We start from the raw sequence: 21334 nt of genomic DNA, 5'->3' as shown, positions 1-21334 counted from the left end.
CGTGCCGTCTACGGCACGGCCCGGAAGCTCAGCAGTTCGGTCGAGGGACACAGGCGCACAACCTCCAGGCGATACCCCGGCAGCGACTGACGAACGGCCAGCACGCGCAGATCCTTGGCGAAGTCCGAATAGCGCGCCGAGCTCCCCGACTTGCGGTACAGGTGGCGAAAGTCGAACTGCCAGCCGTCCTTCTGCTTGCCGCCGTGCTTGCGCACCAGGCGGTACAGCCAGCGCTCGATGCCGCCGGTGAGGCGGAAGTAGGCCGGGTCGATGGTCAGCACCAGGGCCTGATCCAGCACCCCGCGGTAGAACCAGTCCGGCAGGATCAGCTCGATGCCCAGCGGCCGGCCATTCGCCGCAGCCAGCTCCTTCCACTCGTTGATCCAGGAAAAGCGGTGCAGGCGTCGGCCGCTGGGCGCGCGGAGCGAGGTGGCCACGCTGGTGGACTGCAGTCGATCCAGGGCGGCCTTCAGGCGCTGGTAGTCGCGCAGCGAGGTGCCGCGGCCGATGAAGCGCAGGATCTGGTAGGGCGTCGCGCGCATCAGCCGCGAGGTGGGGATGCCCGCGTCTCGTGCCTCGATCAGCTGGCTGGCCGCCCAGATCAGGATGTCGGCATCCCAGATCGTGGCGATGCCATGCTCCAGGGTGCCCTCCACGCGCACCCTCACCTCGCCCGAGCGAAAGTCGATGGGCACGGTACGGCGTGACTTGGCCAGGGAGAAGAACGGGTGCGCCATCAGGTCCTGGGCGTCGCGCGGTGCCAGATCGCCCGGCAGGGCACGAAACAGTTCCAGTTGCCCGCTCTGTGCAGGCAGGACACGTACGTCGCGATTCATGGGCGAGGGCTTCACTGTTCATCACGCTGGGCTCCCGGGTGGCGGTCGAGGTACTCGGGGTCGAAGGTGGTCTCGAAACTGCGTTCACCGGCCCAGGCCTCGAGATCGGTGAGCGCATACATCACCCGCCGGCCGAACTTGTGAAAGCGCGGTCCACCGCCGATCACCCGTTGCTTCTCCAGCGTGCGCGGCGACAGGCGCAGGAAGGCCGCGGCTTCGTGGTTGGTGAGGTAGCGCGGGGCAGGGCAGGCCTGGGGCGTGAGCGCTTCACTGGCGCGATCTAGGGGGCTCATGGCGTGGGCCGTGGGGCCGGCTTTGCGGTGCAGCGGGGCGTCGAGATCAAGGCGATGCGGGTGACGAGCTAATTCCGGTGAGTACGGCATGGGGTGTCCTCCGTTGACGTGGGAGGAGCACCGTGCGGCACTCGTCGTGGTTGATCATGCTGGGTTGGGTCAGAGCGAATGCGAAGGCATGAGGGGCGTGGATTGAGACCCGCAAGGTCTGGGCGCAGACCGAGTACGCCCACTTACGCGAGCGACCACCAGCCACAAGCACCTGCGTGACGAACCGAGCGCGTGGGGCTACGTAGTTACGGTTCTACGGCTTTCTGTAAAACCTGAACTACGCATTCACGGATTTCCGTAAATCCGTAGAAGCGTAAATCCGCATCCCCACAGATCCGTAAATCCGGAGAAGCGGATCTACGGATTTGGGCAAAGACGTAAGACTGTAACGGTCTGAATCAGCATCCCCACAGGGCGACGGCTTCAGGCTGATCGTCGGGCGCCTGCACCCGAGCATCGGCCTCCTGGGTGGGGCGCGCGGGTGGCCGGCAGGACAGGGGCGCAGAAAACATGGCACCGGGTCGCCCCGGTGCCTTCCGCTGGTCTAGCGATTCCAGAACACGTGCATCTGCTCGAAGCCGGTCTCCAGGGTAAACACGTCGCCGCTGTACTCCATGTCGCGAGCCATGGCGCGGTAGTCAATGTACATAGCCAGGTGCGGCGGAATGCTGGTGGTCTCCTCGGTCAGTTCCTGGGCGTAGTCGGCCAGCGAGGCGTAGCAGCCGCAGTAGTCTTCCTCGGCCGCCTTGCGCGCCTGCTCCAGGTCGTTGAAATGGGCGAGCAGGGCGCCGCCGAACGCGGGGTACTCCTCGATAAAGCAAGCGATCTCGTGGGCGCTCTCCAGGCCTGCGTATTCACCGAGGCGATAGCCGTCGAAGCCCTCGAAGTCGTGGATGGCGTATTCCTCCGCACCCTCGACCGGCGAGGCTGCCAGCATGGCGTCGACCTGCGCCCGGATGGCGTCCAGCTCCAGGGTGGCATCGATCCAGACGCCATGCAGGTGACCGGCGTTGTAGGCGGCCAGGTCGGCTACAAAGATCCTGATTTCTTCGCTCATGGCTTTCGCTCCTTGGTCTTCCGGGTTCTGCGCTTGCGCTGCGCATGAACCCCTGCCGACTAGGGCGACTAAGGCGGTGGTGAAAAAATCAGGAAAAATCGCGGAGGCTCCACCCCGCACAGCGGCCGGGTGGAAACCGTCTATTTTTCTTGATTTTGAGGGGGCAAGAACCCCCGCTTCTGTCAGCTGAGCCGGCGGCAGCGCCGGCTCAGCTGCTGGCCTAGAGACTCAGGGTCACATCCCTGAGCGGCTCCACCCCGCAGCGGGGTGAGCACAGGCGCTGGTGGATGCGGCTGAGAAAACCCACCTCGAAAGCGCGGCGCTCGATGGCCCGGGGCAGGTGATCGCGCTCGGCGATCATCGCCGCCCAGAGCCAGCCGCTGCGCGGGTTGTCGAGCCAGGTCTGGGCAAAGCTCACGCCCCGGTTGAAGGCTTGCCGACAGTCCGCAGCCCAGTTGATTTCCATGCCGGGATGGCCGTCGTGCGGCGGTAACAGGGTCACGACACCTTTGTTCATGACGCGACACCTCCTCGCGCTTCGGACAGCGCACGGCGGTACAGCACGACCAGCTCATCCAGCAGGTCCAGGGCCGAGTAGGCCGCCACCCGTACACGCAGGTCATCTGGCTGAAAGCCTTCCGGCTCGGCCAGCTGGTCCAGCAGATTGCCGAGCATGGTGGCGCGCAATTCGGCGGCCGCCTCGACGGGCAGGGGCGAAGGTTCGGATTCGTGCAGCGGACTTGGCTGCCGCGGGAAGGGGACGATGCAGGTTTCGAACTCAGCCATGGCGCACCTCCTGGATGGAGGCGAACAACAAGATCACAAGCCCAAGGCGGAGCTCTTGGGTAAAAAGGGGGTAGCGCATTTTCCTTATGCTCCTCAGACGATTAAGGAGCCGTCACCCGCCGTTGCTACACGGTAATGGTGGCGGACCGTACGGGGGTAGCAAACCGGCGTCCGAGGGAACCGGCCAGGCCGAAGCCTGCCCCGCACGGCCCGCCATAGAAATGCGGCAGCCTAGCGCCGAAGCACTGACTACACACTATGACGCTACCGCGCCTCGAACGATTCAGGTTGCTACACCCGGCCATGGGATTGACCACGACGGGCGCACTCTAGCTTGAGGGTTTCAGGATGGCAACATGCTGTGGCGTAGGTGTGGGGGGACGTCAGTATTGCTTTGCTAGCATCGGTGTAAAGGAGTTCTTACCGGGAGAGCCTGATGGCCTCGAGCAGTTCAGCCCTGTTCAGATGCAAGCCTGGAGTTGCTCGTGGAGGCAGAGATTAATGCGCTTGAGTGTCGATTCGGAGCTTTTGTGCTGACTATCTACCTGGAGGCACGGGAGATGTAGTTGATGAACAGTCGGAACAGATCGGCGTTGCTGGAGATCTGGAGGCGTTGGTAGATGTTGTGCTTATGTACCTTTACCGTGCCTTCGGAGATACCAAGCAGGTGGGCAATGGACGCGTTGCTGTGGCCTTGCAGGAGTAGCTTGGCGATGTATCGCTGAGAGTCTGTCAGCTGTCCCTGAAGAATGTCCACGAAGGCACTTTCGAGGTGGCTTTCGGGGTTGCCTGGGGTTACGCCTGGTTCTTCCGGATGCAAGCGCCAGTGTGCTTCGAATGCCTGGGTAATGATCGGTGCCACCGTTTGCAGTCGACGGACTTCTAACTCCGTGAACGGTCCGTGGCTTTGCTCTTTCATCAGCGAGAAGACGACGGCAGTGTGTGCCTGAAGCGGGATGATGTAGCCTAACTCCTCGACCAGGCTGCCATGAGTCGATGAAATGCAGGGATGGATATCAGTCGAGATCGCGAAACCCGAGGAGAGGAAGCTGTCCGGTGCCAGGTCGCTCATTCGCCATAGACCTGCCGGGTGCTCATGCATGCAGGCGACGTAAAAGGGGTCTAGCAAATAGCCGCCGCGAGCGTAGGCGCTTAAAGTCTTTGCCGGCACCATGCCGTTGTAACCGTCGTGCAGGAGCACTGCGGTGCGATCGAAGCGAAAGACGTAGGCGCAGCTCATGTCGAAGCGCACATCGCCCTCCAGCAAGGCGCAGAGGCTCTTACCCAGATTTTCGGTGCCCACGGCGGCGATCACGCCTGCTACCTTGCTTGCTTCCTGGTTGTTCATTCGAAACCGTGCTGTTTGTCTTGGTCCGCGGGGTACAGCGCCGCCCCATGATGGGACGGCGCTGCACGATTCAGGATAGACCGACCGAGGCTGGCAACGAATCGCGGGGGAGTTCTTCGTTGCCGAGTTGTAGCGCCTTCGGCACTGCCAGCCAATAGGCAATGGCCATGCCTATGAAGCCGCCACTGAGTTTTCCAATAATCAGTGGAAGGATCAAGGTGGGTTGGAAGTTGGCCGAGAAGGCCATGTGGTCGCCAAACGTGAAGGCCGCGCAGACCGAGAAGGCGATCACCAGGACCTTGTCTTTGGGCGGCATGTCCGCGACCAGACGGAACATCGCCAGGATGTTCGCCGAAGCAGCGAGAATGCCAGCCGCGCCAACCGGTGACATGCCCAGTTTGACGGCCACCAGTTCGAGGGGGCGGGAGAGGTAACGCTTGATCAGGCAGACCATAGGGAAGGCGCCGCAGAGCATGATGCCGATGTAGCCGGCGATTTCCAGCGCGCGGAACTGATCCTCCTCGTCGGCGATGATGGGGGCGAAGCCCCAGCTGCCGAAGGTATTGGTGAACGCACCGGTGAAGTACTCCACGATGGACGCCACCAGGATCAGCGTGACCGCGGCGTAGATGAGGCGTCCCAGCGCCAGGAACAGTCGCACCATCAGGCCAGGGAGGTAGCGCAGGGCGGCGGCGAGTACGACGCAGAAAAGGATCAGCGGCAGCAGATTGCGCAGCAGCAGCGGCAGGGTGAAGTTCAGCGCCAGAGTGGCCGGGCCACTGGTGGCAATATCGGGGCGTACGCCCAGGCCCAGCCACTGCATGGCCATGGCGACGGTAATGATGCTGATCGGGATACTCAGCAGCCCGGCCATGATGCCCAGTGCCATGTACTTGTGGTCGGCTTTGTTGAGCATGGCCAAGCCCACGGGAATGACAAAGATAAGGGTCGCGCCGGACTGGAAGCCGGTGATCAACCCAAGAACCCAACCCTCGGGGTCTTCGGCCAGGGAATGGGCGAGCTGATAACCCCCCATGTCCGAGGCAATGAAGATAGGGCCGGCGACGCCGGGGTCGGCGCCCAACGCGGCGAACAGTGGGGCGATCCAATGGCCGATGAAGCTGGAGATGAAGGGAATAGCTGCCATCGTGCCGGCCACGGGAATGAAGATTGGGCCGATGCTGTGCAGGCCAGCCGTGAATTCCTTGCCCAACTCCGACTCCGCGTTAACCACGGAGGCGATAGCGCCAATAACGGCGCAGGCCATGATGAGGTAGATGACGTACGTACCGATGTTTTCCATAGCTGCCTCGTCTCTTGTAAGTTTCTTGTTAGGTGGCAGAACGTAGGTAGGTTGAATACCTATTACTTGGGTGTTGAGTCCTCAGGGGTCAGGGGTCAGGGGTCAGGCTGCGGTGTAGGCGTTGTCGACGAACAGATGCGTGCCGTTGACGAAGCTGGCGTCATCACTGGCCAGGAACAGCGCGGCGGCGGCCACTTCACTTGGGTCGCAGAGGCGGCCCTGCATAGCGCGTAGTGCCTCATCGGTGACTTCCGCGCCAAACTCGCGCAAGAGGTCAAGCTCACGTCGGCCGTGGGCGGTGCCGATAAAGCCCGGGCAGATGGCATTGCTACGGATGTTGCGGTCGCGGAACTCGACGGAGATGGCGCGGGCAAACATGTGGCAGGCACCTTTGGTGGTGCAATACAGGACCTCCATGGGTGTGCCGACCACCCCGGAGATGGACGACGTGCAGATGATACTGCCACCGCCGGCCTCAATCATCTTCGGCAGCACGGCCTTGGTCACCAGGAACATGCTTTTGACGTTGATATTCATCAAGCGCTCCCAGTCATTCTCGCTGGTGTCGAGGAAGGGCGCTGCGTGAATGGTGCCGGCGTGGTTCATAAGCACCGTGATGGGGCCGAAGCGCTCTTCAACCTGGGTTACCGCGCGGTTCACCTGTTCGGCTACCGAGACATCTGCAGGTACGAAGAAGGCGCTGCCTCCCGCCGCGTTAATCCGCTCGGCTACCGCCGCACCGTCGCTGCGGGGCAGGTCGAGGATGGCGACCTTGGCGCCTTCGCGTGCAAAGAGCTCGGAAACGGCCAGCCCGCAGCCGCCTGCACCGCCAGTGATCAGAGCCACCTTGTTGTTCAGTCGTCCCATGATTGTCTCCAGTGCTGTTGGTATATTCGACCGTTTTCACGCTAGGGACGGGCTGAAGCACTGTCTATATACCTCTGGGTATATGAATAGATAACCAACTGTTTTTAATGAAATTAATACTAAGAGTGGGATGCGAGATGGCCTGCGCCGGGGTCCGATGATGGATCACAACCGAGTTCGCTGCTGTTGGTCGTCAGGCGCCTGTAGGCGCAGAGAGATTTGCGACGATGTTCGGGCGACTCGCGCGGACCCGCCATATCAGCAGGGTTTCTCTTGAATCAATGTCCAAGCTCTATACCCATCGACATATGGTGGTTGTTTTAGGGCGCCTTCATTCTGTCCCCAATGAATTCGAAAGACGCAAAGCAATCGTCCTGATCTAGCAAATGTCACACGAGCAATTTTCGTGATTTGGAGACAGCACATGGGTAGACGCTTCAACGGTAAGGTGGCGCCAATCACCGGCGGTGCAGGCGGCTATGGGCTAGCCGCCGCCGAACTTTCCGCGGCGCACGGGCGCCACGTCGGTATCGCTGGCCTGCGCGGCAGCAAAGGCGACCATGTCGCCGTGCATTCGTGTGCAGCAGGCCGTGAAGTGGTCTGTGCGCCTTTACACTTGTCTGAGACGAGCAAAGCCGCAGTGACGGGGCACTACGTGGAGGCCGCATTGGGCTCGACCACGGTATCGGTAAAGCCTACTGGTAGCTTTTCCGCCGTCCCGCTCCTCGATGCAACGGGGGTGGAATGGGGGCGGGTCCTGGCCGTGAACGCCAACAGTATGTTATCGGTCACCAGGGCCGTCCAACCCGCACTGATGGGCAGTGGTGGCGCAAGCATTGCCAGCACCTCCACCCTATCAGCCGTCGCTGAAACCGCGATGGCGCTTCTGCACAGTACCAGTAAGGGCGCCGGCCATATGCCTGCCTGCGCGACTTAGTATCGTGTCAGTGACGACGCGAATTTCCTGAGCAAAACACATCCAATTTCCGGCAACGGCTAGATCGCAATCCAAGTACAAAAAAGTGGGAGAACAATAATGAGCACTTCATCGCACAACATGCACATCAACGAGTTCGGGCTTGAGCACGCACATTGGCGTAACTGGGTCGGCAACCAGTCTTGTATCCGCGCAGCTCGTGGTGCTCCGTCGAGTGAGGATGAGCTCTGCAGTTTGATCAGTGATGCAACCGGCAAAGGACTGAACGTGCGGGTCGCAGGCTCCGGTCACTCATTTACTCCTGTTGCACTCACCAGCGGCCTGCACCTGACGCTAGCCAACATGCAGGGTGTACGCCACATCGATCATGCTAAGCGGCGAGTCACTGCTGCCGCGGGGACGACGATCAATCAACTCGTTCGAGTCCTCAAGGCCGAAGGCCTGTCGATGATCAACCAGGGCGACATCGACAGTCAGGCTCTCGCAGGTGCGTTGACGACAGGAACGCATGGCACGGGCCTCACGCTCGGCAATATGGCGTCGTCAATCGTGGGCATGAGGCTCGTTCAGCCGAATGGCGAGATCATAGTCGTCGACGAAAGCACGCCGGACCTGCTCCATGCTGGGCGCGTTTCGCTCGGCGTTCTTGGCGCAATCTCCGAAATAACGCTTCAAGTGATGGATAGCTTCAATCTTCACGAACGCATCTGGCGGGAAGACTTCGAAAGCGTCATGGAAAAACATGACGAAATGGCGAAAAAACATCGCCACTTCAGCTTCTTCTGGTGTCCGTATGAGCAGAGTCGGCATTGCTACTGCCTGCCCGATACCTCAGCGACCTCCAAGAGCGGCCGTACGACTGATGTGTGCGAAGTGAAGGTTATGGACATAACCGACCGTCCTATTTTCGAGAGCGAGTTCGAGAAGGTGGCCTATAGCTCGGACGCCTATCCGATCGAGTACGTTCCGAACTTCCACGAACTCGAATATGCGGTGCCTGTTGCACATGCTAAGGAAGCGCTCAGAGCCGTGCGCAAACTCATGCTGGAGGACTTCCCAGAAGCGATATACCCAATAGAGTATCGCTTCACCGCGGGCGATGGAGCATGGATGAGCCCCTTCTTCGAGCAAGATAGCGTCACGATTTCCGTCTCCGGAGAACCAGGAACCGACTACTGGGACTACTTGCGGAGTGTCGATAAAATCCTGCGTTCTTATGGGGCAAGACCTCACTGGGGCAAGATGCATTTTCTGACCGGAGAAGATGTCACCTCCATCTACCCTCGCGCGAATGACTTCCGCAACCTGCGTCGGAAACTCGATCCTCAGGGTTTCTATCTGAACGATCACCTCAGTCCGCTCTTCAAGTAGAGAGCTCGGGCCCACCAAGATCCGCGGGCCTAGGAGGCCATACTGGCCTCCTAGGGGTACTCGTACCAAGTCAGCACCAATTCAGCCAAGTCGCAGTCGGCGGATTCATCCAACAACCCGGGGTTCCCGGGTTGTTGCGTTTGGCAGGAGTACCTCTCGACTCAGCAGGGCACTGAGAGTCGCCGTAGATGCAAAGTCTGGTAGGTCCAGAGCTTGATACTGCAGCGAACCGCCAAATTGGACAGGTGCCCATGGCTTGCCATCTGTGATGAGAGAGGACAAGGGTGGAGTCCACAGTATATGGTCGCCAAGAACGGTCTGAAGTAGTCCCGTGTCTCTGGCCGACACACGTCGCGACCGATTTTGAAAGCGGGCAGTCGGTCGAGATCGACCAGGTAGCCCGCTCATTTATCCACTTCTGGTCGTCGCGAGCGTCTCACGGCAGCATTTTGCCGGATTACAGACGCACCTCTCCTGCGCTCGTCAGCAAATGTCGACGCGCTATCCACAAATTCGGCAGCGTAAACAGCGTCACCATTTGCGTGGTGTTCTTGGCCGGACCTCTACTTCTGGCGAGTACTGAAAGTGCGGTGATTACCGCTTGAGCGCTGCCTCAATTATGGGCGCCGCGCCCTAAAATAGCGCAGTTGTCTTAGCGTGAAACAAGCCATATTTTTCCTTCCTAGTTGACATATTTTTCAAGCTTTTACTTTCGTTAGTTCCCAATTAAGGTTTGGGTCGTCAACGAAAAGCACATGAGTCCCGAGGACATCACATGACAGAAGATGCATTCGTATCGGAGCTGCTGGGCGCTGCCTCGCGACCACATGGGCACCCTCTGGCGTCTGCGTCTGTTACCTATACGAGCCTAGGATTTCTGGAGCGGGGGCTTGGTGATGTCTTCGCTCGGGCCTTGGTCTATCTGGAGCGCGCTTCATCGTTGACGTCGCCGAAAACAACATCACATACGATCGTGTCCAGTGTATCGCTGGGCTTGAACGCGCTTTCCCAATAGCTGCCGGGTGAAAACGATGGAAGACAAGCAAAGCAAAGTGGTTGCGGACATGGCAGCGCGGCTGCACGAGATAGCGGCGCTCCCCGAGAACGAAGCCCGGTGTCTTCCCGGGCAGTTCTATACCTGCCCGGAGTTCTATCAGTTCGAGGTCGAAGCCTTCCTCAAAAAGGAATGGCATTGCCTCGGCCGGGCGGACGAAGTCGCGTCCCCGGGAGACTATTTCACGGCCGTACTCTTTGACGAGCCGCTGCTGGTTATTAGGGGCGACGATGGCGAGCTCCGGGTACTGTCCAATGTGTGTCGGCACCGGGGAATGCCTCTTGCAGAAGGGCGGGGTTCGGCCCGGCGGTTGGTCTGTTCCTACCACGCATGGAGCTATGGGCGTGACGGACGTTTGTCCAACGCGCCGCGAATGCAGGACAAAGGCATCAGCGCAGACAATTGCAGCCTGCCGGTCTTTCGAAGCGAACTCTGGAATGGCTTCATCTACGTCAATCTGGATGACGACGCCGCCCCGCTGAGTAGTCGGTTGCAGGGTCTGGAAGCACTTCTCGACAGCTACGGTACCGGGGAAATGCGCATCGTCCACACCCAGGAAGAGATCTGGAATACGAACTGGAAGTGCCTCGTCGAGAACTTCATGGAGGCCTACCATCTTTCGGTCGTACACCCGGAGACACTGCATCCCTATACACCGACCGGCCTGAGCCGAAAGGCGATGACCGACGACTCCTTTACGAGTTATTGCGCTAACTATCCCGAAACCGCCGAATCGAGAGGGGTCGGAGCGCCAGGACTGTCAGACGAGGAGCGGAAGCGATCGACGTTGTTCTGTCTATTCCCGACTCAGATCGCAAGTCAGGCGGCCACGCTGCTGGTCTCTCTGTCCATTCAGCCTATCGCCGTCGACAAGATCATGGTCCGGTGGACGATGTCGACCTACTCGAACGAGCTTACTGGTGACGAGCTAGAGGTAAGGATCGCCTTGTGGAACGAGGTCAACCGCGAGGACCGGCAGAAGCTTGAGCGTATGCAGCGCGCGCTGTCATCGCGACACGCACCCTCCGGACATCTGGCGCCTCGAGATTACGAAGGCACGATCTGGGACTTCTATCGCTACCTTTCGCGCAGCATCGCGAACCCCACGACGACCAGCGCCGACATCCAAAGGCTCATGGTCTGACCTTATCCGAGGAGTAACTATTCATGCCCCGTGTAACGTGGAAATCCTCTGACGGAAAAACGGTATCCGCAGATATCGAGAACGGCGTCAGCTTGATGGAGGCCGCCGTTAACCTGAATGTCGCAGGCATTTTTGGCGATTGTGGTGGCGCACTTTCCTGCGCCACTTGCCATGTAGTGGTCGATGAGGCTTGGCACGACATTGTGGCGGGCCCGACTGATATGGAAAGTGAGATGCTAGAGGTGGTGGAGGGCGGCAGGACCGATCGCAGTCGACTGAGCTGCCAGATCCGGGTAACCGAGCAGTTGGACGGTATCGTCCTCCATGTGGGGGCGTGAGCATGGAGGATAGAATTGTCATTGTCGGCGCGGGGCAGGCCGCCGTGTCGTGTGCCGCTCGGCTGCGTACGCTGTCGTCAGGATGCAGCATCAACCTCATCGGCGACGAGCCCTATCTACCCTATCAGCGGCCGCCTTTATCGAAGGCGTTTCTCACCGGCGAACTCTCGGTGGAGCGCCTCGCACTCAAACCGCGTGATTGGTATGACGCCCAGGCAATTGGCCTGAAGACCGCAAGTCCGGTCAGCCGCATCGACAGGCGCGAACGCCTGGTCATATTGGAAGATGGAGAACAGCTCCCCTACGACAAGCTCGTATTGGCGACAGGCTCGCGTCCGCGCGTTCTTCCCGAGTCGTTGACGCGTAACGCCAGCCGCATCTACACCCTGCGCGGTATAGCGGATGCCGAAATGCTTAAGGGTGAGCTTCTTCCCGGTCGCCGGCTTCTTGTGGTTGGCGGCGGTTATGTCGGTCTGGAGTTTGCTGCGTCCGCTGCGAAGGCCGGTCTGCAGGTCGTGCTGGTCGAAGCCGCCGAACGCATTCTCGGTCGGGTTGCAGCCTCCGAAACTGCAGACTATTTCCGCGAGCTTCACCGCAGCCACGGCGTCGAGATCCGCGAAAATGTTGGCGTTCTTGCGATCTGCGACACCGAGGGAGCAAGGCGAGCCTCGCTTTCAAACGGCGAACAGATAGATGCCGATTTTGTCGTCGTCGGCATCGGTGCCATCGCCAATGATCGACTGGCTCTTGAGTGCGGTCTCGAGACCCGAAACGGTGTTCTCGTCAATGAGAACGGCCAAACCAGCGACCCGCTCATTTTTGCGGCGGGCGATTGCGCGACCCTGTTAGGCGAGGCGGTGACCGCCAGGATTGAGTCGGTTCAGAATGCAATCGAGCAAGGCGACGCGGTCGCTCATTCGTTGCTGGGACAGATCGCGCCCCCCAGGAAAACACCCTGGTTCTGGTCGGATCAATTCGATGCAAAGCTTCAGATCGCAGGAATCAACAGTGGTTTCGACCGTACAGAAGTCAAGGCCGGGACCAGGGTCGGCGCACAATCCATCTGGTATTACGCAGGCGAGACGCTGATTGCCGTCGATGCAATCAATGATCCGGTCACTTATATGACTGTGCGACGTATCTTGGACGCGAGAATGTCGACATCGAAGTGAATAGGTTGAACCAGTGTATGAAACATATGCTCAACCGCATCGGCTATTCCATAGCGACTGTCGAACCCGCGAGTATGACACTCGCACCTGAGCGCTTGAATGTCCCTCAGGCATAGATACCGGCTGCTGTTACGTATTTGAGAGCAGGGACTGGAAACGCAACTGTTCGTGCCGTATATCGAGGGTTTCTAAGCGCTCGTTGCTGGTAGGAAGAACTGGTTGTTTAGCAGTTCTGAAAAGGGCAGACGTCGTACGGCAGCGTTTCATAGTTTGCTGGTGACTGCAAAGCTCGATGGACTTGAGTCGTCAGCTTGGCTGCGTGAGGCGATTGTAAAGTCGCCGAACTAGTCGAATAGCCGTATTGACGATAAGGATGGTCTGAAGAAATCAGGTTTGGAAAAGCGCGCCCCATTAACCATGCGGGCTTCAGGCAGGCGTGTGCAAAAAAAACGGGGCTTTCACAGTTTGCCTGGGGGGCGTAAATCATGAGAGACAAATAAATTTAGCTTTGTTAGCAGAAGCAGCCAGCGAATCGTTCTAATTGCCCAGCGTCATAGGAACCGCTCAGATGAATAATAAGTGCAATATAGCGAGACAAGGTTTTTTATCAGGCTCGAACCCCTCGATGGCAATCTTGTCCAAGCTCGTAGTGTTAGCCTTTTTGATCTTCACCATTTACGACCCGGAGTATGCGGGCTCGTTATATGGAGGCATTAAAGACGCCATCCAATCCACCTTTGATTGGCTCTATGTAGGTTTGATAGGCGTCATGTTTTTTCTTTGCATATGGTTAGCCACAGGCAAAAGAGGGGACATACGGCTTGGCGCCGACAACGAAAAGGCTGAATTCAGCTACTTTGCTTGGTTTGCTATGCTTTTCGGTGCTGGCATGGGCATTGCGATGCTGTTTTGGAGTATTGCCGAGCCCATGTACCATTTCCAAGGAAACCCCTTTATTGAAATGGCCGGTATTGCACCAAACTCCGTGGAGGCCGCTCAGGTTGCCATGAGAATTTCATTTTTTCACTGGGGCTTCCACGGCTGGGCAATCTATGCTGTTGCTGGCCTGGCCATGGCATATTTTGCATACCGTAAAGGTTTGCCCCTCACTATTCGCTCGGCTCTGTACCCGATCCTCGGCGAGAGAATCTATGGGCCGATCGGTCATGCGGTAGATATATTGGGTATCTTTGCCACAGTATTCGGGGTGGCCACCTCGCTGGGGCTGGGTGTATCTCAAATGAATGCTGGGCTTAACTATCTGTTTGGGATGGAGATATCCACAACCAACCAGATTATATTGATTATTGCCATTTCAGTTTTGGCAACGACGTCTGCGGTTTCCGGCGTTGCCAAGGGCATTCGTATTCTCAGTGAATGGAACGTAAAGATCACCACCGTAATCTTGGCATTCTTCCTGATTGCCGGTCCCACGACTTTCCTGTTGGGCCTGCTCTCCACCAGTTTTGGAGATTATATCTGGAATATGGTGCCCATCAGCTTCTGGGTTGATCCAAATCCTGAAGGGCAATGGCAGGGGTGGTGGACCGTCTTCTACTGGGGCTGGTACATCGCCTGGACTCCCTTTGTCGGTATGTTTATCGCGCGAATCTCGCGTGGTCGCACCGTCCGCGAATTCTTGGTAGGCGTCATAGTTATACCGAGTCTTGTAAGCTTTATCTGGCTTGCGCTTTTTGGTGGCACTGCACTGCACATGGAGCTCTACGGTGCCGGCGGGATTGTTGATGCTGTCAATAACAACTTGACCACTGCGCTGTATGTAACCATTGAAAAAATGACCAGTGGATGGCTGGCTTGGCTCGTGGCAGCATTGGCAACATTGCTGATCGTTACTTGGTTTGTCACTTCGGCAGACTCGGGTACGCTGGTCATATGCACGCTGCTTGCTATCGGCGACAAAGAACCGCCACGTAAGTTTAGGATCATTTGGGGTATGGGGCTCGGTGCAGTGGCTGCAGTGCTGCTTCTTGCCGGTGGCCTGAAAGCATTGCAGGCTGCATCCATTGCCGCTGCACTTCCATTCTCTATCGTTTTGATTCTGATGATATACGGCTTGGTCAAGTCGCTTATTCAGAACCCGGAGCACAGTGAGGTTGAAGTGTACGAATCGTCTGAAACGCCGGCGCCGAAAACTGACCTGCAAAATGCCCTGTAATTTTGTTAATACAGCTCTGAACAAGTCATCGCCAGGACCGGCATAGACCGTTCAACGCGCTATTGGGTCGGCCAGAGCCGGCCGGCTCAATCAAAAACCCGGGTTCGACCCGGGTTTTTGCGTATTACAGGCGTCCTGATCCTGCCTAGGCAATTAAGCCTTCTCGGTCATGAGCTGGCTTTGTACAGCGCGCTGCGCTTATCGACACTGGCGTAGCTGGCATCAGCGCACACCACGTTCTTCAAACCATGCGGCAGTTTGTCGACTTGGGCGACATCCGACAGGTTGGCCGCCACATCTATCACGCAGTGCACCAGGCCGGACTATTCATCAACGTCAATATGCGCCCTCATGACGAAGTAGTACTGATTACCCTTCTTGGCTGGCGCATTTCTGCACCGCGCTTGCCGTCTAGGTTCTTGGTCGAGCTGGGTGCATTAATCCGCGTGGCGTCGACGATGCTGCCCTGGCGCAGAGACAGGCCTCGAGATGGGGCTTGGAAGTTTGAAGAGGGGCGCTAATACAACTGCCGCTGCGTAGCTGGCGGCCGGGCAGTTCCTCAATGGTACCCACCTCAACCTGCTCTTCTGCGGGCCTAGTTTTTTCCTGCCTAGCGACGATAAAAATCATAATTTCGCTATTGCGCGTATCTGCACAGAATGCATCTCACAGCCCCTGTGAAGGAAACAGACATGTCAGTTGAAAAGATAGAAATAGATACCCTTATCGTTGGCGCCGGCCAAGCTGGGGTGGCCATGAGTGAGCACCTGAGCAATCACGGCATTCCGCATCTTGTTCTGGAGCGTAGTCGTATCGCCGAAGCCTGGCGTACAGGACGCTGGGATTCGCTAGTCGCCAACGGACCCGCCTGGCATGATCGATTTCCAGGACTTAAATTTGAGGGTGTGAGTCCCGACGGTTTTCCGCACAAGGATCAGGTGGCGGATTACTTTGAAACCTATGCTAAGAAGATCAACGCCCCTATTCGCACTGGCGTGGAAGTAAAGAGCGTCGAACGCAATGTCGGCCGGCCAGGTTTCACGGTCGAAACCTCCGAGGGCATGATTGAGGCCCTTCATGTGGTGGCGGCAACGGGTCCCTTCCAGCGCCCCATCATTCCGGCAATCGCGCCTGAGGGCGGTACGCTCACGCAAATTCACTCGGCGCAGTACCGTAATCCTCAACAAATGCCTGAAGGGGCTGTCCTAGTGGTCGGTGCCGGGTCTTCGGGAGTGCAGATCGCCGACGAACTGCAGCGTGCCGGCAAGCAGGTGTACCTCTCGGTGGGCCAGCATGACCGTCCGCCCCGCGCCTACCGCAATCGCGACTTCTGCTGGTGGTTGGGGGTGCTCGGCTTGTGGGACGCAGTGGCCATGCAGCCTGGCAAAGAACACGTCACCATTGCGGTGAGCGGTGCTCGTGGCGGCCACACTGTTGATTTCCGGGGCCTGGCACACCGAGGGGTGACGCTGGTGGGGTTGACCAAATCCTTCAAGGACGGGGTGGTGTCTTTCAACTCGGACCTGGCTGATAACCTGACAAGCGGAGATGAGTACTACCTGTCGCTGCTGGACGCAGCAGACGCCTATGCTGAGCGTAATGGTCTTGATCTCCCACTGGATCCTGAAGCCCGCAACATTTACCCGGAACCGGCATGCGTGACCCAGCCCGTTCTTGAGCTGGACCTGGCCAAAGCTGGCGTGACTTCGATCATCTGGGCAACCGGCTATGCGCCCGATTACAGCTGGCTGAAAGTCGACACATTCGACGCCAAAGGCAAACCACTGCATCAGCGCGGTGTCTCTTCGGAGCCCGGTGTTTACTTTCTAGGTCTGCCGTGGCAATCCCGACGCGGTTCATCATTTATATGGGGCGTCTGGCACGATGCCAAGTACGTAGCCGACTACATCGATAACCGGCGCCGATACCTCACTTACCCTGATGCTTCGTAATGAAGGCATGCTTCGTGTTGTGAAGTGCCCCGAGTTTCGTGGAGGCCGGTCCGTTTTAATCTGTCTGCTATAGCCTGACCTGCTTGTTGCTGGCGGAAGTTTGCCCCAGCCACAGCAGGCGGGTTATGGCCGATCGAGCTCAGTAGGCGTTCATTCTTGTAGCTGGTGCATCCACTGCAGGGTAATCAGCTCCACTGCCTCGCGGCTCTTCCATGATTGAAGGTAAATTAACTCGGCCTTGCACAAGCCATTGATGGTTTCAGCCAAGGCATTGTCGTTGCTATCGCCCCGCTGCCGAACTAGGGGGCGACTCCAGCTTCGTCCAGTCGCTCGGTGTAGCGAAGCGAGACCTACTGGCTACCGCGGCCGCTGTGATTGATCAGGCTGCCGGTGCGATGCGGCTGGCGTACATACTGGGCTTGCTCCAGAGCGTCCAGCACCAAGTCGCTCTTCATGCTGCTACTGATAGAGCAGCCGACTATGCGGCGCGCATACACGCCAATCACGAAGGCCACATACAGCCATCCCTGCCTGGTCGAAACGTAGTTGCAGCCTGATATCCACAGCTGATTGGGACGGTTGTCCTCACGATCTGGCCGCGCTTCAAACCCTACAATCCAGCCCGGCACATCAATCGCTCCATCGTGCATCTGGCAGTCTTGATGCATTTTCGCCGGAGCCGCTTCCAGAAACTCAACGCGCCATGGCGCTGCATGTTGGTATTCCACACGCGCTCGATTTTCAGGATCAGCAGTTCATCGCGGCGAACACGGCAGCAACACAATGCAGGGTTTGCGCTGCGCAGCCGATATAGGACGCAATGGCCGCAATGGCCGCCCATTCCGAGGGGGAGTTGTTGACGTACGCCCGAACCATGCACACGGCACGCTCACGAACTTCATGGGGAGTAGGTGGAGGACTTTCTCATGGCCTCATCTTCTCAAGAGTTGCAGCCTTCACGAAGTCCGGGACCATTCAGTGTCGTTTCGCGCAAGGGTTTCGCGCTTAACGGCGAACAAAGCATTATTTACGTTACTAAACACCATAAAAAACCTCGTTTCGCCTGCGGTGGCGCATGGAGAGAATGCCGTCACAACCCACCTGAAAGAGCAAACGTGGATGAGCCAGCCGACCCACACTCGCATTCGTATGTTCAACACCAAAGAGACCTACCCCAATCAAAGTCTGGATAACGACCTTTGCCAGGTCGTGCGTGCCGGCAACACCGTGTATGTCCGCGGCCAGATAGGCACTGACTTTGAAGGCAACCTCGTCGGACTCGGCGACCCCCGGGCCCAAGCCGAGCAGGCGATGAAAAATGTCAAACAATTGCTCGAAGAGGCCGGCAGCGATCTGAGCCACATCGTAAAGACCACCACTTACCTGATCGATCCCCGTTACCGGGAACCGGTTTACCAAGAGGTCGGTAAATGGCTCAAGGGAGTATTTCCGATTTCCACCGGGCTGGTCGTTTCAGGGCTGGGGCAGCCGGAATGGCTGATGGAAATCGACGTGATCGCGGTCATTCCCGAATAAAAAGGACGAACACACCATGACGTTTTCAATCGTCGCTCGTTGCGCCGAAACCGGGCAACTGGGCGTAGCCATCAGTTCTTCCAGCATAGCGGTGGGCGCACGTTGCCCCTGGTTATGTCCTGGGGTCGGCGCCGTCGCCACGCAGAACATCACCTTGCCGGCGCTTGGCCCTCAGGTGCTCAAGGAAATGGAGAGTGGATTATCGCCCGCTGAAGCGCTGGACAAAGTGCTGACCAGCAACGGCTACACCCAGTTCCGCCAGCTGACGGCGGTCGATCACCTGGGCCGCACCGCCTATTTCAGCGGCAGCGAAACGCTGGGCAAGCACAACGCGCTCGCGGGGGAGCAATGCGTAGGGGCAGGCAATCTGCTGGCCGATCCTGCGGTGATCGAGACGCTAGTGCATACCTTTGAAAGCAGTGATGGGCAGTTGGCCGACCGCCTGCTCGCGGCGATGCAGGCCGCCGTCGCGGCCGGTGGCGAGGCAGGGCCGGTTCATTCGGCAGCCATGGTGGTGGTTGGCGAGCTGACCTGGCCGATTGTCGACCTGCGTGTCGACTGGGCAGACGAAGATCCCATCGGTCAACTGGCGCAACTGTGGGCGGCTTACCGACCGCAAATGCAGGACTATATTGTCCGCGCCCTTGATCCGACCAAGGCCCCCAGCTATGGCGTACCAGGGGATGAGTAAGTGAGCAGAAGCCGAGAACTGTTGGGCTCGTTGATCGAGTTCGACACCACGAGCCGCGAATCAAACCTGCAGCTGATCGAGTTTGTACGCGACTATCTGGCCAAACTGGACGTGCCCTGCGAGCTGATCTTCAACGCCGAGCGTAGCAAAGCGAATTTGTTTGCGACGCTGGGGCCGGACAACGTTCCAGGTATCGTGCTGTCCGGTCACACCGATGTGGTTCCGGTGGATGGCCAGGCATGGACAGTTGATCCTTTTGCGCTGACGGAGAAAGACGGCAGGCTCTATGGTCGCGGCACGGCTGATATGAAGGGCTACATCGCCTGCGTGCTGGCTGCAGTGCCCAAGTTGTTGGCGGCACCGCTGCGCATGCCGGTGCATATCGCTTTGTCGTATGACGAAGAGGTCGGTTGCCTGGGCGTACGCTCATTGCTTGCCGAGCTGGAGCGGCGGCCGCTCAAGCCCCTGTTGTGCATCATTGGTGAGCCCACTGAACTAAAGCCGGTGCTCGGCCACAAGGGCAAACTGGCCATGCGCTGCGATGTTAAGGGCGCGGCGTGTCATTCGGCCTATGCGCCGCAAGGCGTCAACGCTATCGAATATGCTGCGCAGTTGATTGGCGAGCTGGGCCGTATCGGCGCGCGGTTGCGCGCCCCTGAGCTGCACGACCCGCGCTTCGATCCGCCTTTCAGCACTGTGCAGACGGGTGTCATCACCGGTGGCAAGGCGCTCAACATCGTCCCGGCGGATTGCCGTTTCGATTTTGAAGTACGTGCGCTGCCTGCGCAGGATCCGCGCGAGGTGACTGACCAGCTTGAGCGTTTTGCTGAGCAAGAAGTTCTGCCGAAGATGCACGCCGCCAACGGGCAAAGCAGCATTCGCTTTTCCGAGTTATCGACTTACCCGGGGCTGGCCACCGACTCCCAGAGCCAGGCGGCACAGCTGATCGCGCAATTTTGTGGTTCAAGCGAATTCACAACGGTTGCCTTCGGCACTGAAGGCGGGCTGTTCGACGCCATCGGCATTCCGACGGTGATCTGCGGTCCTGGCAGTATGGAGCAGGGGCACAAGCCTGATGAGTTCGTCAGTGCCGAACAGTTGAACGCGTGCGATGCGATGCTCGACCGCATCGCAAGCTCGCTCCATGCCTGAACTCAGGCCTCCGCCTTGGGGGCCAGCAGTTCTCGGCAGTGATCGACAAACAGTTGCGCCGGCTTGGTCAGCTGCGCACGACGCAGCCAGGCTGCCGAAAGCCCTGAGCCCGTTACGTGTTCTGCCAACGGCACGCACACCAGCTTCTGACCGTCGTAGGTGAAATCGGAGTACGGGCGCGTCACCAAGATAGAAAAGCCGAAACCGCGACCGACCATTCCCCTGACCATTTCGATGGACGGTGAGCTGAACAGGATATTCGGGCTCAATCCGCGCTCCTCGAAAATGCTGACAAAGTAGGTCCGGCTGGGTTGCACATCCAGCAGGACCATAGGCTCCAGCACAAGGTCGTTGAGCGAAACTTTTGCCTGATGGGCAAAACGGTGCCCCTCGGGTAATAGCACATAGGGTTGTTGCTGAGCCATCAAGGGAGCGGTGTCGATGGTACTGTCCAGGTCGTGCTCGTAGAGGATCGCCAGATCGATGCTCCCAGCTGTCAGCGCCTGCACCAACTCCTGCTGCTCGCCGTCGCGAATACGAATTTCTACCCCAGGCCAGCGATCCCGAAACCCTGCAATCAGCTTTGGCAGATAAAGCGGCGCGACGGTTTCAAAGCAACCGACATCGATCTGTCCGGAAACCACATCATTGTCGGCCAAGGCGTTTTGCTCGAACTCGTGAGCCACCCGCAACAATTCCTTCGCCTTGCGATAGAACCTTGCGCCACTGGGAGTCAACGAGACACCTTGAGCGTGGTGGCGAATGAACAGCTGTACAGAGAAACTGTCTTCCAGATTCTTGATGGCGGTGGAAACCGAGGGGTGCGCGATATATAGCTTGCGTGACGCCTCCGCTACGCTGCCGCACTCGACGGTGGTGACGAAATACTTGAGTTGTCGCAGGTTATAAGCTGCCATTTTACCTTTTCCCAGACTTGCTCCGTGCCCAAAGTAGAGCAGGAAAGCTACGCATGACTCGCATGCGCTATTACTCAAGGCCAGTGCAAGTTCAAGACAGGATGATCCTGCTCGCCACAATCACTCCACAGATTGATATCTGCCTTCAAACGATCGAGCCTGCCGGCCTTTGCACCAGCGATCAGATCGTTTCAGGTTCGCACAAAAAGGACGCGAGACGTACCAGAACCGCCCGTTGCTGAGCATTATTTTTATCAGCTCAAGGCAGATTTTTACTACTTTATTTATCCACCCTGCTCGGCCAACATCCTTTCAACCGCTCGCCCTACAAGCGAGTCATGCACCGCAATCAC

19 protein-coding genes and 3 pseudogenes are annotated in these 21334 nt (G+C 58.3%); 10 read left to right on the top strand and 12 right to left on the bottom strand.

The features are described 5' to 3' along the window. Window positions 1-8 precede the first annotated feature (8 nt). The 8 genes from KDW96_RS02435 to KDW96_RS02400 form a co-directional block, all read right to left on the bottom strand. Entirely contained in the window at window positions 9-836 is an 828-nt protein-coding gene (locus KDW96_RS02435) for a replication initiator protein A (RefSeq protein WP_255838812.1), read from the bottom strand. An 11-nt stretch (window positions 837-847) separates the two neighbouring features. Continuing rightward, window positions 848-1129 carry a helix-turn-helix transcriptional regulator gene (locus tag KDW96_RS02430; RefSeq protein WP_255838811.1) on the bottom strand — a complete coding sequence of 94 codons (282 nt, stop codon included), beginning with the start codon at window positions 1127-1129 and terminating at the stop codon, window positions 848-850. A gap of 595 nt (window positions 1130-1724) precedes the next feature. Then, the gene (locus KDW96_RS02425; protein WP_255838810.1) at window positions 1725-2237 is read right to left on the bottom strand and encodes an antirestriction protein ArdA; all 513 of its coding nucleotides are present in this window, start codon (window positions 2235-2237) and stop codon (window positions 1725-1727) included. Window positions 2238-2457: 220 nt separating this feature from the next. Beyond that, window positions 2458-2754: a LasR-specific antiactivator QslA gene (locus tag KDW96_RS02420; RefSeq protein WP_255838809.1), complete on the bottom strand. Its 297-nt coding sequence runs from the start codon at window positions 2752-2754 to the stop codon at window positions 2458-2460. Further along, window positions 2751-3023: a hypothetical protein gene (locus KDW96_RS02415; protein WP_255838808.1), complete on the bottom strand. Its 273-nt coding sequence runs from the start codon at window positions 3021-3023 to the stop codon at window positions 2751-2753. The genes KDW96_RS02420 and KDW96_RS02415 overlap by 4 nt, the downstream gene beginning before the upstream one ends. 541 nt (window positions 3024-3564) lie before the next feature. Continuing rightward, a complete protein-coding gene (locus KDW96_RS02410) occupies window positions 3565-4371 on the bottom strand; it encodes a helix-turn-helix domain-containing protein (protein ID WP_255838807.1) in 807 nt (268 codons plus the stop codon). Between the two features lie 70 nt (window positions 4372-4441). Continuing rightward, on the bottom strand, window positions 4442-5674 hold the full coding sequence (gene eutH, locus KDW96_RS02405; protein ID WP_255838806.1) for an ethanolamine utilization protein EutH: 1233 nt from the start codon (window positions 5672-5674) through the stop codon (window positions 4442-4444). A gap of 102 nt (window positions 5675-5776) precedes the next feature. Continuing rightward, complete coding sequence (locus tag KDW96_RS02400; RefSeq protein WP_255838805.1) at window positions 5777-6541, bottom strand: SDR family NAD(P)-dependent oxidoreductase; 765 nt, start codon at window positions 6539-6541, stop codon at window positions 5777-5779. 424 nt (window positions 6542-6965) lie between these two features. Here KDW96_RS02400 and KDW96_RS02395 point away from each other — a divergent pair, with 424 nt between their 5' ends. Both KDW96_RS02395 and KDW96_RS02390 read left to right on the top strand, forming a co-directional pair. After that, complete coding sequence (locus KDW96_RS02395) at window positions 6966-7478, top strand: SDR family NAD(P)-dependent oxidoreductase (RefSeq protein WP_255838804.1); 513 nt, start codon at window positions 6966-6968, stop codon at window positions 7476-7478. Between the two features lie 99 nt (window positions 7479-7577). Next, window positions 7578-8849, top strand: coding sequence for a D-arabinono-1,4-lactone oxidase (locus KDW96_RS02390; RefSeq protein ID WP_255838803.1), 1272 nt, complete (start codon window positions 7578-7580; stop codon window positions 8847-8849). A gap of 457 nt (window positions 8850-9306) precedes the next feature. Here the strand turns inward: KDW96_RS02390 and KDW96_RS02385 are convergent. Then, window positions 9307-9429 (bottom strand): annotated as a pseudogene (locus KDW96_RS02385) (IS5/IS1182 family transposase); the annotation flags it as partial. A 451-nt stretch (window positions 9430-9880) separates the two neighbouring features. On the opposite strand from KDW96_RS02385, the gene KDW96_RS02380 reads away from it, so the two are divergent. The 4 genes from KDW96_RS02380 to KDW96_RS02365 all read left to right on the top strand — a co-directional run bounded on the left by KDW96_RS02380 (window position 9881) and on the right by KDW96_RS02365 (window position 14733). Then, window positions 9881-11047 (top strand): aromatic ring-hydroxylating oxygenase subunit alpha, encoded by a 1167-nt coding sequence (locus KDW96_RS02380; protein ID WP_255838802.1) that lies wholly within the window; start codon window positions 9881-9883, stop codon window positions 11045-11047. A 23-nt stretch (window positions 11048-11070) separates the two neighbouring features. Next, window positions 11071-11385 carry a 2Fe-2S iron-sulfur cluster-binding protein gene (locus KDW96_RS02375; RefSeq protein WP_255838801.1) on the top strand — a complete coding sequence of 105 codons (315 nt, stop codon included), beginning with the start codon at window positions 11071-11073 and terminating at the stop codon, window positions 11383-11385. A gap of 2 nt (window positions 11386-11387) precedes the next feature. Continuing rightward, window positions 11388-12557, top strand: coding sequence for an NAD(P)/FAD-dependent oxidoreductase (locus KDW96_RS02370; RefSeq protein ID WP_255840611.1), 1170 nt, complete (start codon window positions 11388-11390; stop codon window positions 12555-12557). A 568-nt stretch (window positions 12558-13125) separates the two neighbouring features. Continuing rightward, the gene (locus KDW96_RS02365; protein WP_255838800.1) at window positions 13126-14733 is read left to right on the top strand and encodes a BCCT family transporter; all 1608 of its coding nucleotides are present in this window, start codon (window positions 13126-13128) and stop codon (window positions 14731-14733) included. Window positions 14734-14927: 194 nt separating this feature from the next. Here KDW96_RS02365 and KDW96_RS02360 read toward each other — a convergent pair. After that, a pseudogene (locus KDW96_RS02360) lies at window positions 14928-15220 on the bottom strand (transposase); the annotation flags it as partial. Between the two features lie 172 nt (window positions 15221-15392). Here KDW96_RS02360 and KDW96_RS02355 point away from each other — a divergent pair. Further along, on the top strand, window positions 15393-16685 hold the full coding sequence (locus KDW96_RS02355; protein WP_255838799.1) for a flavin-containing monooxygenase: 1293 nt from the start codon (window positions 15393-15395) through the stop codon (window positions 16683-16685). A gap of 62 nt (window positions 16686-16747) precedes the next feature. Here KDW96_RS02355 and KDW96_RS02350 read toward each other — a convergent pair. Further along, window positions 16748-17613 (bottom strand): annotated as a pseudogene (locus tag KDW96_RS02350) (IS3 family transposase); the annotation flags it as partial. A gap of 191 nt (window positions 17614-17804) precedes the next feature. Between KDW96_RS02350 and KDW96_RS02345 the strand changes: the two are divergent. The 3 genes from KDW96_RS02345 to argE are packed head-to-tail and all read left to right on the top strand — an operon-like array spanning window position 17805 to window position 20064. Beyond that, a complete protein-coding gene (locus KDW96_RS02345; RefSeq protein ID WP_255838798.1) occupies window positions 17805-18221 on the top strand; it encodes a RidA family protein in 417 nt (138 codons plus the stop codon). Window positions 18222-18237: 16 nt separating this feature from the next. Further along, the gene (locus KDW96_RS02340; RefSeq protein ID WP_255838797.1) at window positions 18238-18912 is read left to right on the top strand and encodes a DUF1028 domain-containing protein; all 675 of its coding nucleotides are present in this window, start codon (window positions 18238-18240) and stop codon (window positions 18910-18912) included. Continuing rightward, the gene (gene argE, locus KDW96_RS02335; RefSeq protein WP_255838796.1) at window positions 18913-20064 is read left to right on the top strand and encodes an acetylornithine deacetylase; all 1152 of its coding nucleotides are present in this window, start codon (window positions 18913-18915) and stop codon (window positions 20062-20064) included. Between the two features lie 2 nt (window positions 20065-20066). Here argE and KDW96_RS02330 read toward each other — a convergent pair whose 3' ends face one another. Further along, a complete protein-coding gene (locus KDW96_RS02330) occupies window positions 20067-20981 on the bottom strand; it encodes a LysR family transcriptional regulator (protein ID WP_255838795.1) in 915 nt (304 codons plus the stop codon). Window positions 20982-21334: the final 353 nt, after the last annotated feature.

It is taken from the genome of Pseudomonas benzenivorans (assembly GCF_024397895.1).
Classification (GTDB): Bacteria; Pseudomonadota; Gammaproteobacteria; order Pseudomonadales; family Pseudomonadaceae; genus Aquipseudomonas; species Aquipseudomonas benzenivorans_A.
The sequence above is the reverse complement of the archived record's forward strand: the minus strand, read 5'-3'. Positions and strand labels throughout refer to the sequence as shown.